Annotated in this window: 10 protein-coding genes; all 10 read left to right on the top strand. The window is 51.4% G+C overall.

Annotated elements, in window-relative coordinates; all coding sequences use genetic code 11:
* The first annotated feature begins 64 nt into the window (after positions 1 to 64).
* The 10 genes from EYB48_RS03745 to EYB48_RS03700 all read left to right on the top strand — a co-directional run bounded on the left by EYB48_RS03745 (position 65) and on the right by EYB48_RS03700 (position 12568).
* The gene (locus EYB48_RS03745) at positions 65 to 772 is read left to right on the top strand and encodes a transposase (RefSeq protein ID WP_162018974.1); all 708 of its coding nucleotides are present in this window, start codon (positions 65 to 67) and stop codon (positions 770 to 772) included.
* Between the two features lie 189 nt (positions 773 to 961).
* Positions 962 to 5644, top strand: a complete 4683-nt coding sequence (locus EYB48_RS03740; RefSeq protein WP_162018973.1) for a glutamate synthase-related protein — start codon at positions 962 to 964, stop codon at positions 5642 to 5644.
* Positions 5645 to 5760: 116 nt separating this feature from the next.
* Complete coding sequence (locus tag EYB48_RS03735) at positions 5761 to 7224, top strand: glutamate synthase subunit beta (protein WP_162018972.1); 1464 nt, start codon at positions 5761 to 5763, stop codon at positions 7222 to 7224.
* Positions 7225 to 7540: 316 nt separating this feature from the next.
* Positions 7541 to 8344, top strand: coding sequence for an ABC transporter ATP-binding protein (locus EYB48_RS03730; protein WP_162018971.1), 804 nt, complete (start codon positions 7541 to 7543; stop codon positions 8342 to 8344).
* Positions 8341 to 9111 carry a lipid asymmetry maintenance ABC transporter permease subunit MlaE gene (gene mlaE, locus EYB48_RS03725; RefSeq protein ID WP_162018970.1) on the top strand — a complete coding sequence of 257 codons (771 nt, stop codon included), beginning with the start codon at positions 8341 to 8343 and terminating at the stop codon, positions 9109 to 9111. The genes EYB48_RS03730 and mlaE overlap by 4 nt, the downstream gene beginning before the upstream one ends.
* Positions 9112 to 9226: 115 nt before the next feature.
* Positions 9227 to 9703 carry an outer membrane lipid asymmetry maintenance protein MlaD gene (gene mlaD / locus EYB48_RS03720; protein ID WP_162018969.1) on the top strand — a complete coding sequence of 159 codons (477 nt, stop codon included), beginning with the start codon at positions 9227 to 9229 and terminating at the stop codon, positions 9701 to 9703.
* Positions 9700 to 10473: an MlaA family lipoprotein gene (locus tag EYB48_RS03715; protein ID WP_235934894.1), complete on the top strand. Its 774-nt coding sequence runs from the start codon at positions 9700 to 9702 to the stop codon at positions 10471 to 10473. The genes mlaD and EYB48_RS03715 overlap by 4 nt, the downstream gene beginning before the upstream one ends.
* Positions 10474 to 10559: 86 nt before the next feature.
* Positions 10560 to 11198, top strand: coding sequence for an MlaC/ttg2D family ABC transporter substrate-binding protein (locus tag EYB48_RS03710; RefSeq protein ID WP_162018968.1), 639 nt, complete (start codon positions 10560 to 10562; stop codon positions 11196 to 11198).
* A 10-nt stretch (positions 11199 to 11208) separates the two neighbouring features.
* Positions 11209 to 11496 (top strand): STAS domain-containing protein, encoded by a 288-nt coding sequence (locus tag EYB48_RS03705; RefSeq protein WP_162018967.1) that lies wholly within the window; start codon positions 11209 to 11211, stop codon positions 11494 to 11496.
* A 151-nt stretch (positions 11497 to 11647) separates the two neighbouring features.
* Positions 11648 to 12568, top strand: coding sequence for an ABC transporter ATP-binding protein (locus EYB48_RS03700; RefSeq protein WP_162018966.1), 921 nt, complete (start codon positions 11648 to 11650; stop codon positions 12566 to 12568).
* The last annotated feature ends 2 nt before the right edge of the window (positions 12569 to 12570 follow it).

Here is a 12570-nt window from a genome sequence, read left to right as displayed (position 1 = left end):
CGAGTATCGACGCAGTGATGTTGATTTACTTTACACTGCAATTATTTCTTTATTCAGATTTCTTATGGCCAGGTTACCGCGGCTGGTGATTCCATCAGCCTTGCATCATGTGGTTCAGCGCTGTCACGAAGGCGTGCAACTGTTTCGGGATGAGCAGGATTATCTGCAGTTTCTGAGCTGGTTACGTCAGGGCGCGCACCAATTCCACGTGGCAATTCATGCCTACGTGCTCATGCCCGATCATGTGCATTTTTTATTGACACCAGCAGATGCGGAAGGCTTGGGCAGGCTGTTGCAATGGCTGGGGCGTTACTATGTTCCTTATTACAATCGCAAGTATCTGCGCACGGGTAGTTTGTGGCAAGGACGCTACAAAGCAACTGTGCTGGAAGCGGAAAATTATTTTCTGCCATGCAGTATATTTGTGGAATCCAATCCAGTCAGGGTGGGTTTAGTGGAAGAGGCGGCTGCCTATCCCTGGTCCAGTTATCAGCATCACGCGGGTCAGCGTATCGACCCTGTACTGTCGGATCATCCCATTTTCTGGGCCCTGGGGAATACCCCTTTTCAGCGAGAAGCGAATTACAAAGAACTGATGGTTCAGTCTTTGAGTAAGTCCGTGATGGATCAATTGCGCCATGCGACACAGCATGCCTGGGCTTTGGGTAGCGATGCCTATTTGCACGCGCTGAGCAAGGAAGCAACGCGTCGCCTGGTGCCAGGCAGGCGAGGGCGGCCACGTAAGCAGTCGGATGCATTGAAAGCCGATTAAGCAAGTGTGCCTGCAATGTTGCGGCGTTTGCGTCATTCCTATTAAAGAATTACTCTGACCCTAATTAAAATGCAGTGAAAAATTAGAGTATTTTTAATGACACTGACCCCATTTTATTTCGATTGATGTTTCTATTGCGCTGCACTATTCTCTTTTCCAGACAGACCATTTTGCCTTCTGGAGATAGTGATGCAAGCTCAAGGTTTATACGATCCTAGCAACGAACATGATGCCTGTGGTGTGGGTTTTGTCGCCCATATCAAAGGTAAGAAAAGCCACGCGATCATTGATCAGGGCTTGTTGATCCTGAAAAATCTCGACCACCGCGGCGCGGTCGGTGCCGATGCCCTGATGGGCGATGGTGCCGGTATCCTGATACAGATTCCGGATGCGTTTTACCGTGCAGAAATGCTCAAGCAAGGCGTTAGCCTGCCACCGCCGGGTGAATACGGCGTCGGTATGATCTTCTTGCCGAAAGAACATGCATCCCGTCTGGCCTGTGAGCAAGAGATAGAACGTGCCGTGCGTGCCGAAGGCCAGGTAGTGCTGGGCTGGCGCGATGTACCGGTCGACCGTGACATGCCTATGTCGCCGACAGTACGCGAAAAAGAACCGGTGATCCGCCAGATTTTCATCGGTCGTGGCCCGGACATCATGGTGACCGATGCACTGGAGCGTAAGTTGTATGTGATCCGTAAATCAGCGGTCCACGCGATTGAAGCGCTCAAGCTGTTGCACGGTAAAGAATACTTTGTGCCATCGATGTCGGCCCGTACCGTGGTCTATAAAGGCTTATTGCTGGCTGATCAGGTCGGCGTGTATTACAAGGATTTGCAGGACAGCGCCTGCGTATCGGCGCTGGCGCTGGTACATCAACGCTTTTCCACCAATACTTTCCCTGAATGGCCACTCGCGCATCCTTATCGCATGATTGCGCATAACGGCGAAATCAATACCGTCAAAGGAAACTTCAACTGGATGCGTGCGCGCGAAGGTGTGATGAAATCGGCGGTGCTCGGTGATGATTTACAAAAGCTGTATCCCTTGATATTTGAAGGCCAGTCGGACACAGCCAGCTTTGACAATGCGCTGGAACTGCTGGTGATGGCGGGCTATCCGATTGCACAAGCGATGATGATGATGATTCCTGAAGCCTGGGAAAATCACAGCATGATGGATGATAATCGTCGTGCCTTCTATGAATACCATGCAGCGATGATGGAGCCTTGGGATGGTCCGGCAGCAATGGCATTTACCGATGGCCGTCAGATTGGCGGCACACTCGATCGCAATGGCTTGCGTCCAGCGCGTTACATCGTGACCGATGATGATTTGGTGGTGATGGCCTCTGAGTCTGGCGTATTGCCTATTCCTGAATCGAAAATCATCAAGAAATGGCGCCTGCAACCCGGCAAAATGTTCCTGATTGACCTGGAAGCTGGTCGTATTATCGACGACAAAGAAATCAAAGATACCTATGCCAATGCCAAGCCTTATAAGCAATGGATACAATCGGTCCGTATCAAACTCGATGGCCTCAAAGGTCAGGCTGCTGAGCAGGTAGAAAGCGCAAGTCTGCTCGACCGTCAGCAAGCCTTTGGCTATACCCAGGAAGACCTTAAATTCCTGCTGACACCGATGGCACTCAGCGCTGAAGAAGCGATAGGCTCTATGGGCAACGATTCTTCATTGGCGGTGATGTCGAACAAACTCAAGCCTCTGTATAACTACTTCAAACAGCTGTTTGCGCAGGTCACCAATCCGCCTATCGATCCAATTCGTGAAGCGATGGTGATGTCGCTGGTTTCCTTCATCGGCCCGAAACCGAATCTGCTTGATACCAATAACATCAATCCGCCTATGAGGCTGGAAGTCGCACAGCCTGTGTTGGATTTTGACGATATCGCCAAGCTGCGCAATATCAGTGCCAATACCGGCGGTAAGTTTAAATCCTATGAGCTGGATATCTGCTATCCGGTTGCCTGGGGCAAGGATGGTATTGAGGCGCGTCTGGCTTCTATCTGTGCTGAAGTGGTGGATGCGGTCAAATCCGGTCACAACATCATGATCATCACAGACCGTAAGATGGATGCCAACAATGTCGCGATTCCTGCGCTGCTGGCGACTTCGACTGTGCATCAGCATCTGGTCAGCAAGGGCTTGCGTACTACGACAGGCCTGGTGGTCGAAACCGGTTCAGCGCGCGAAACGCATCACTTTGCTTTGCTGGCTGGTTATGGTGCGGAGGCAGTGCATCCGTATCTGGCGATGCAGACGCTGGCCGATATGGTGAAAGATCTGCCCGGTGATCTGAGTGCTGAAAAAGCCATCTACAACTATACCAAGGCGATTGGTAAGGGCCTCATGAAGGTGATGTCCAAGATGGGCATCTCGACCTACATGTCGTATTGCGGCGCGCAGATATTCGAGGCGATTGGTCTCAATAAATCGCTGGTCGACAAATACTTCCGTGGTACCGCATCCAATGTTGAAGGCATAGGCGTGTTTGAAGTGGCAGAAGAAGCTCTGCGCCTGCATCAGGCTGCTTTTGGCCAGGACCCGGTATTGGCCAATGCGCTGGATGCGGGTGGTGAATATGCATTCCGGATACGTGGTGAAGACCATATGTGGACACCGGATGCGATCGCAAAACTGCAGCATTCCACCCGCGCCAATAACTACAATTCTTACAAGGAATACGCGCAGATCATCAATGATCAGTCTAAGCGTCATATGACTTTGCGCGGCTTGTTTGAATTTAAGATAGACCCGGCGAAGGCAATTCCATTGGAACAGGTCGAGCCAGCCAAAGAAATCGTAAAGCGCTTTGCGACCGGTGCGATGTCTCTGGGCTCCATCAGTACTGAGGCGCATGCCACACTGGCGATTGCGATGAACCGTATCGGCGGTAAATCCAATACCGGTGAAGGCGGTGAAGATCCTGCGCGCTATCAGCAAGAGCTCAAAGGCATCCCGATTCGCAATGGCGAGACGCTGGCATCGGTGATCGGTAAAGAGCAGATAGAAGTGGATATTCCGCTGCAGGATGGCGACTCGCTGCGCTCCCGTATCAAGCAGGTGGCGTCTGGCCGCTTTGGTGTGACCGCCGAATACCTGAGTTCTGCAGATCAGATACAGATCAAAATGGCGCAGGGCGCTAAACCCGGTGAAGGTGGTCAGTTACCTGGACATAAAGTTTCCGAATATATCGCTAAGCTGCGTTTCTCGGTGCCTGGTGTGGGCCTGATCTCGCCACCGCCGCATCACGATATTTACTCTATCGAAGATTTGGCGCAGCTGATTCATGATCTGAAAAACGTGAATCCGCAGGCATCGATTTCGGTCAAGCTGGTCTCTGAAGTCGGTGTGGGCACGATTGCAGCAGGTGTGTCTAAAGCTAAGGCTGATCACGTGGTGATCGCCGGACATGATGGCGGCACCGGCGCGTCGCCGCTGTCCTCGATTAAGCATGCAGGTACCCCTTGGGAACTGGGCTTGTCTGAAACCCAGCAGACGCTGGTACTCAATGGCTTGCGTGGACGGGTCAGGGTACAGGCTGATGGTCAGATGAAAACCGGCCGTGACGTCGCCATTGCCGCCATGCTGGGCGCGGACGAAATCGGCTTTGCCACTGCGCCGCTGGTGGTTGAAGGCTGCATCATGATGCGTAAATGCCACCTCAATACTTGCCCGGTCGGTGTTGCGACACAGGATCCGGTATTGCGTGCCAAATTCTCTGGTAAGCCTGAATATGTCGTGAACTACTTCTTCTTTGTGGCCGAAGAAGTGCGTCAGATCATGGCGCAGCTGGGTGTGCGTACCTATGATGAATTGATAGGCCGCGTCGATTTGCTGGATAAATCTAAGGCAGTCGCGCACTGGAAAGCCAAAGGTCTGGACTTTGCGCGTATCTTCCATCAGCCACAAGCTGGCGCTGATGCTGCGATCCGCCATGTGGATGTGCAGGATCATGGCCTCGACAAGGCATTGGACAACAAGCTGATCGCGCAAGCCAGACTGGCGCTGGATACCGGTGAAAAAGTATCTTTCATTCAGCCAGTTAAAAATCTGAACCGCACGGTAGGCGCGATGCTGTCGGGTGAAGTGGCGAAACGTTATGGTCATGCCGGTCTGCCGGACGACACCATTCATGTGCAGTTGCAAGGTACTGCAGGCCAGTCGGCCGGTGCTTTCCTTGCGCATGGCGTGACGCTGGATCTGGTCGGTGAGGGTAATGATTATGTGGGCAAGGGTCTGTCTGGTGGTCGCATCATTATTCGTCCGAACACCGAATTCCGTGGCTGGGCGGTCGATAACATCATTTGCGGCAATACCGTGTTGTATGGCGCGATTGCCGGTGAGGCGTTTATCAATGGTGTGGCTGGCGAGCGTTTTGCGGTGCGTAATTCCGGTGCGGTCGCGGTTGTTGAAGGCACCGGCGATCACGGCTGCGAATACATGACTGGCGGTACGGTGATCGTATTAGGTCAGACCGGACGTAATTTCGCAGCGGGTATGTCTGGCGGTATCGCTTATGTGTATGACCCGGATGGCGAATTCGAAGCGAAGTGCAATCTGGCCATGGTCAGTCTGGAGCCGGTTTTGGCAGGTGACGTGCAAGCGGCGACGGTGGATGCCTCGGTCTGGCATAGCATCCTGCGCGGTGGCGAAGGTGAAACTGATGAGGCGATTTTACGCAGCCTGATTGAGCGTCACTTCAAACATACCGGCAGCACCCGTGCACGCAACATACTGGATGACTGGGCCCGTAGCCGCGCTAAGTTCATCAAGGTATTCCCGAATGAATACAAGCGTGCGCTGGCTGAAATGGCTGCAGCTAAACAGGCGCCTGTCAGTGCCAAGGCTGCCTGACGCGAACTGGCTTATCGATGCGGCGCGCATCACTGCGATGCAGATTGTCTGTATGCAGTGATGTCGCTTAACAGGATTTCAGGGCGTTCAGCCCCTTACGAATTAGAGGTTTTATCATGGGAAAAGTCACCGGTTTTATGGAGTATCAGCGACTGCAGGAAGCCAGCGAGGCACCGCAGTCACGTAAAAAACATTACAAAGAATTTTTAGTCCATCTGGATGATGCGCAGGCGAAAACTCAGGCTGCACGTTGTATGGATTGCGGCATTCCCTTCTGTAACAACGGCTGCCCGGTCAATAACATCATCCCTGACTGGAATGACCTTGTGTACAACGGCAATCTGAAACTTGCACTCGACACTCTGCATTCCACCAATAATTTTCCGGAATTCACCGGGCGCATCTGTCCCGCTCCATGCGAGTCGGCCTGTACGCTGGGGATTAACGATGACGCCGTTGGTATCAAATCGATAGAGCACTACATTATCGACAAGGGCTGGGAAAATGGCTGGGTCACGCCGCAGCCGGCCAGTGTGAAGACTGGAAAAAAAGTGGCGATTGTTGGCTCCGGTCCAGCCGGTCTGGCGGCAGCTCAGCAGTTGGCGCGCGCAGGGCATGAGGTGACGGTATTTGAAAAGAATGACCGTGCCGGTGGTTTGCTGCGCTATGGCATTCCTGACTTTAAACTGGAAAAAAGTCATATTGATCGTCGCATAGAACAGATGCAGGCGGAAGGTGTCGTGTTCCGCACTGGCGTCCTGGTCGGCAAAGATTTTCCTGTCAATATCACTAACTGGTCAAAAGAAATCATCAGTCCTGAGCAATTGCAAAAAGACTTTGATGCAGTGGTGATTGCCGGTGGTGCCGAAGTGCCACGTGACTTGCCGGTGCCGGGCCGTGAGCTCAAAGGCGTGCATTTTGCGATGGAGTTCCTGCCAGCACAGAATAAGGTCAATGCCGGTGATAAGCTGAAAGACCAGATCCTGGCAGCAGGCAAACATGTCGTCGTGATCGGTGGTGGTGATACCGGTTCTGACTGCGTAGGCACCTCGAATCGCCATGGTGCCAAATCAGTGACCCAGTTCGAATTACTGCCGCAGCCACCTGAGCAAGAAAACAAGGCGTTGGTCTGGCCTTACTGGCCGACAAAATTGCGTACCTCATCTTCGCATGAGGAAGGCTGTGAGCGCGACTGGGCGGTTGCCACCAAGCGGCTGGAAGGCAAGGCGGGCAAGGTCGATAAGCTGATCGCGTGCCGGGTTGAATGGAAAGACGGCAAAATGCAGGAAGTGCCGGAGTCTGAATTTGAACTGAAAGCCGACCTGGTCTTGCTGGCCATGGGTTTTGTCTCGCCAGTACAACAGGTATTGGATGCATTTGGTGTCGACAAAGATGCACGTGGCAATGCCAGAGCGAGCACAGAAGGCGCGGGCTGTTATCAGACCAATGTGCCTAAGGTCTATGTAGCAGGTGATATGCGTCGCGGTCAGTCGCTAGTGGTATGGGCCATACGCGAAGGGCGTCAGTGTGCGCGTGAGGTTGATCTGGCCTTGATGGGCGCTTCAGTCTTGCCACGTTGATCGCTGGCTGAGTCATGTCTATGCAAACAGGATTTCCTCAGCAATGCAGGGAATCCTGTGAAAAATGGAATAGTCAAAGTTCAAGCTGGGTCATTTTTCTTAATTAATGACCCAATATTCATTAATTTCTATAGTATTTCTACTACTGTTTTTAAATAAAATTCCGTAATTCAATTGAATTGTTAATTATTATTTTGTTGATAATCGTTTATTTGAATAAATATGAGTTTTATTGCAAAAAAAATCATTTTCAACTCCCCACCTTCATGAGTGTTCTGCATTACAATCTGGTTTTTGCAAAACACTATTGATTACTGTGTCCAATCTTGTCGAAATTCGCGATATCCAATTCGGATATGGAAGCAGGACTATTTTGTCCGGGCTAAGCATGGATTTCCCACGTGGTAAGGTCATCGCCGTCATGGGCGGGTCCGGCTCTGGGAAAACCACGATACTGCGTCTGATCGGTGGACAAATTCAGCCTCAGCAAGGCAGTGTTACCGTGAATGGTCAGGCGGTGCATACGCTGGACTCTGCAGGTTTATACGCCATACGGCGCAAAATGGGCATGTTGTTCCAACACGGCGCATTGTTCACTGATCTGAGTGTGTTTGATAATGTGGCTTTCCCTATGCGTGAACACACCAATTACTCTGATACGGTGATTCGTGACCTGGTCATGCTGAAATTGCAGGCAGTCGGTTTAAGAAATGCTGCGCATCTGATGCCAGCTGAGATTTCCGGCGGGATGGCACGCCGGGTCGCACTGGCACGCGCTGTGGCACTCGACCCGCAACTGATTATGTATGACGAACCCTTCGCAGGTCTGGATCCGATTTCTATGGGCGTGACTGCGAATCTGATCCGTAACCTGAATGACGCATTGGGATCGACTTCAATACTGGTATCACATGATGTGCATGAATCCTTTGCGATTGCTGATTATGTGTATTTCCTGTCGCAAGGAAAAATCGTGGCGCACGGAACTCCGGAACAGATGCGTGACTCTGAAGACCCGTATGTAAAGCAATTCGTGCATGCTGAAGCTGACGGACCAGTGCCATTTCATTATCCCGGTAAGTCGCTCATGGATGATCTGGGTTTGAAGGGGAACGCATGATATTTGAATGGATAGGCCGTCATATACGGGAAGGAGCAGCGGATCTGGGCTATGCCACGCGCTGCTTTTTCTCGATATTGTTCAGCGCTGGCGGATTATGGCGCCGGCCACGGCTGGTGACCGACCAGATTCACTTTATCGGTAATTATTCGCTGGTGATTATTGCTATCTCCGGTTTGTTTGTTGGCTTTGTACTCGGATACCAGGGCTACTACACGCTGAATCGCTATGGCTCAGAAGAGGCGCTGGGCTTGCTGGTTGCTTTGTCGCTCACGCGCGAACTGGGGCCGGTCGTTACAGCTTTGCTGTTTGCCGGTCGTGCCGGAACCTCACTGACTGCAGAAATAGGCCTGATGAAGGCGGGTGAGCAATTGGCTGCGATGGAAATGATGGCGGTCAATCCGGTGCAAAGGGTACTGGCGCCACGTTTTATCGCCGGGCTGATTGCGATGCCAATACTGACAGCGATCTTCAATGCGATGGGGATCATTGGTGGCTATATCGTCGGTGTGAAGCTGATCGGTGTGGATAATGGCTCGTTCTGGTCGCAGATGCAGGCAGGTGTGGAAGTTTGGCAGGACATCGGTAATGGTGTTGTCAAGAGCGTTGTGTTTGGATTTGCTGTGACCTTTGTAGCGCTGTTCCAGGGCTATGAAGCGCAGGCTACGCCTGAGGGTGTGGCGCGTGCGACCACCCGTACCGTTGTGGTTTCTTCGCTGCTGGTGCTGTGGCTGGATTTCCTGCTGACCGCCTGGATGTTTCAGTGAGACAGGGCTTGCAGTCTGGCACCCGGTAACATAAAGATACTTAAAGAATTAACTCTCGTGCTATTCGCTGGCAAATTTCCGGATAGAGATGGAAGGCGCCGCGTAAGGAAAAAAAATGCAAAAAAAATCTCTGGATTTCTGGGTGGGCTTATTCGTGGTACTTGGCGCAGCGGCATTGCTGTTCCTGGCACTCAAAGCTGGAAATATGAGCGCACTTTCTCTGGAAAAAACCTATGATGTAGTCACACGTTTTGACAATATCGGTGGTTTAAAGCCGCGTGCAGCTGTCAAGAGTGCTGGTGTGGTGGTCGGCCGGGTGTCGGACATACGCTTTGATGACAAAACGTTTCAGGCTACCGTGACGCTACAGTTACAGTCGCGTTATCAGTTCCCGAAAGACAGTTCTGCCAAAATCTTGACGGCAGGTTTGTTAGGTGAGCAATACATAGGCCTGGAACCTGGTGGCGATACCCAGAATCTGGCTGCCGGTGACCGTATCAAGATGACCCAGTCGGCGGTGGTGTTGGAAAATCTGATTAGCCAATTTTTATTTAGTAAAGCTGCAGACAGCAGTTCGGAACAAAAGAAATGAACGCGAAATTATCTCTCCCGGGTTCCTCCCGTTTGATGGCTCTGTTGGTACTTATGCTGAGCATGATGCTTAGTGCATGCAGTACCGTGAAAATGGACCAGATCAAAGCCAAGGCAGATCAGACGCTTGATACCATCAGCACTAAAACCAATATCGGTAAAAATCCGCGCGACCCGCTCGAAGGCTTTAACCGGGTCATGTTTAACTTTAATGACAATGTGGATCAGGCTGTGTTGCAACCGGTTTCACGTGCGTATCGTGATGTGACACCGGGTTTTGTACAGACTGGGGTTGGCAATTTTTTCAGCAACATCGGTGATGTCTGGAACGCAGTCAACAATCTGTTGCAAGGCAAAGTAGGCGATAGTGCCTCCGACTTCATGCGCTTTGCCTTGAATACCACCTTTGGACTGGGCGGCTTTCTGGATATCGGTTCTCCTGCCGGTCTGACTAAGCACAAAGAAGATTTTGGTCAGACTCTGGGGCGCTGGGGAGTACCGTCCGGCCCTTACTTAGTACTTCCGGTATTTGGATCCTCTACTTTGCGTGACACGGTTGCCTTGCCAGTCGATATGAAGGCAGACTTGTGGTCGTATAAAGAGCCACTTTATATCCGCAATACCGGCACGGTGATACGCCTGGTGGATAAGCGTGCATCGGTATTGGATGCGGGTTCACTGATCGAAGAGGCCGCTTTGGATAAATATGTGTTTATCCGCGATGCTTACCTCCAAAGGCGTGCAGGGCAAATCAACCCTGAGCAGGATTAATAACTGCAGCTGACTATTAACTCAAGGACCTGAAGCGAATCGGTGCACGTGTGCAGATGAACGCTACAGGTTGATAAGGAATACACATGAAATCACTTTTTTCCCGCTTTGTTTTAGCCTTGATGGCAAGTCTTAGCATAGGCGGTACAGCACTGGCACAGGAAGCGCCCGATCAGTTAGTTAAACGTCTGAGCCAGGAAATCCTGGATCTGGCTAAAAACGATAAGGAAATCCAGGCCGGTAATCAAAAGCGCGTTTATGACATGGTAGAAAATAAAATTCTGCCTTATATCGACTTCCCAAGAATGACTTCTCTGGCCGCCGGTAAAAGCTGGCGTGAAGCCACGCCTGAGCAGCAGAAGCAGTTGACCAACGAATTCCGCACTTTGCTGGTATTCACCTATTCCGGTGCGATTTCCCAAATCAAAGATCAGCGCATGGAATTCAAACCTTTACGTGCTGCTCCGGAAGATACTGAAGTTGAAGTACGTTCCCAGGTGATCCAATCCCGTGGCGAGCCGATTCAGTTAAACTATCGTCTCGAAAAGCTGCCTACAGGCTGGAAGATCTATGACATCAATGTGCTGGGAGCCTGGCTGGTTGAGACGTACAAAGGCAGTTTTTCTGCTGAAATCAGCAAATCCGGTATCGATGGTTTGATCAAAACTCTGGTAGAAAAGAATAAAAAACTGGCGGCAGCTTCGGCTAAATCTGGTTCAAAATAATAGGTGATCTGTGTTTACAGTCGGTCAGGAACTCACTCAGGATAATGCGATGCAAGTGATCGCTGCAGGTAAGGCAGCGATACTCGCAGGAGAAAGTGAGTTTGATTTTTCCGGACTTTCCCGTCTGGATTCTTCCGCGGTCGCCGCCATGATAGAGTGGCAGCGACAATTATTGACGAAAAGTCAGCAAATTACTTGCCTTCAAGTTCCTGCCGGACTGGAAAGCCTGATTCGCCTTTACGGGCTCAGCGAGCAATTCGCTACCCACGCATCTGTACAAACACCTGAGCGACATTGACGCTCACGGCTACGAACCACTGGCCTGAACGAAGTTTCAGGTCAGTCCGGTTCTCTCTCTGAAAATCCCCTATAATCAAAGGTTTCGCCACTGAAAATTGGCGCTCACCTTAAATCCACTTTCTGAATGCACTGAAGTGCAAGCACGCCACATGGCAGCCATACAAATTAGCAATATCCAAAAGCGTTACCAGTCTTTGCAGGCTTTGGGTGGCGTATCACTCTCGATAGAAGAGGGCGAATTTTTCGGTCTGCTCGGCCCGAACGGTGCGGGCAAGACCACGCTCATCTCCATCCTGGCCGGACTGAACCGCGCCGACGCTGGCAATATCAGCGTACAGGGGCATGATGTGGTCAGCGATTATCGTAATGCACGCCGTAATCTGGGCGTGGTGCCGCAAGAGCTGGTATTTGATCCTTTCTTCACGGTGCGCGAGACTCTGCGCATGCAATCCGGTTATTTTGGCATCAAAAATAACGACAAATGGATAGATGAGATCATGGAGAACCTGGATCTGACCAATAAGGCAGATGCCAATATGCGCTCGCTGTCTGGGGGCATGAAGCGCCGGGTTTTGGTGGCGCAAGCGTTGGTACACAAACCACCAGTGATCGTGCTGGATGAGCCGACGGCCGGTGTCGACGTGGAGTTGCGTCAGACCCTGTGGAAGTTTATTTCCAGACTGAACCGCGATGGCCATACCATCGTGCTTACTACCCATTATCTGGAAGAAGCTCAGGCGCTGTGCAACCGCATTGCGATGCTCAAGTCGGGTAAGGTCGTTGCGCTAGACAGTACCGCCGCACTGATACAAAGGATATCCGGTTCACAGTTACGCATAACGGTCGCAGCCAGTGGGTATACCCAGTTGCCACCTGCGCTCAGCGATAAAATCATCAGCCATGAAGTGACCGCGGATCCGCGTCAGTTTGTATTGCGTGTCACCGATTTCAATCAGGTTGAATCCATATTGACGGCTTTCCGCCAGGCGGGGTGTGTCATTGAAGATATGCAGTTGTTACAAGCGGATCTGGAAGATGTCTTCCTGCAGATTATGGAGGGCAAACAATGAGC

Origin of the sequence: Cognatundibacterium crateris (assembly GCF_010078235.1) — a bacterium.
Lineage (GTDB): Bacteria > Pseudomonadota > Gammaproteobacteria > Burkholderiales > Burkholderiaceae_D > Undibacterium > Undibacterium crateris.
This window is presented reverse-complemented; position numbering and strand designations above follow the sequence as displayed.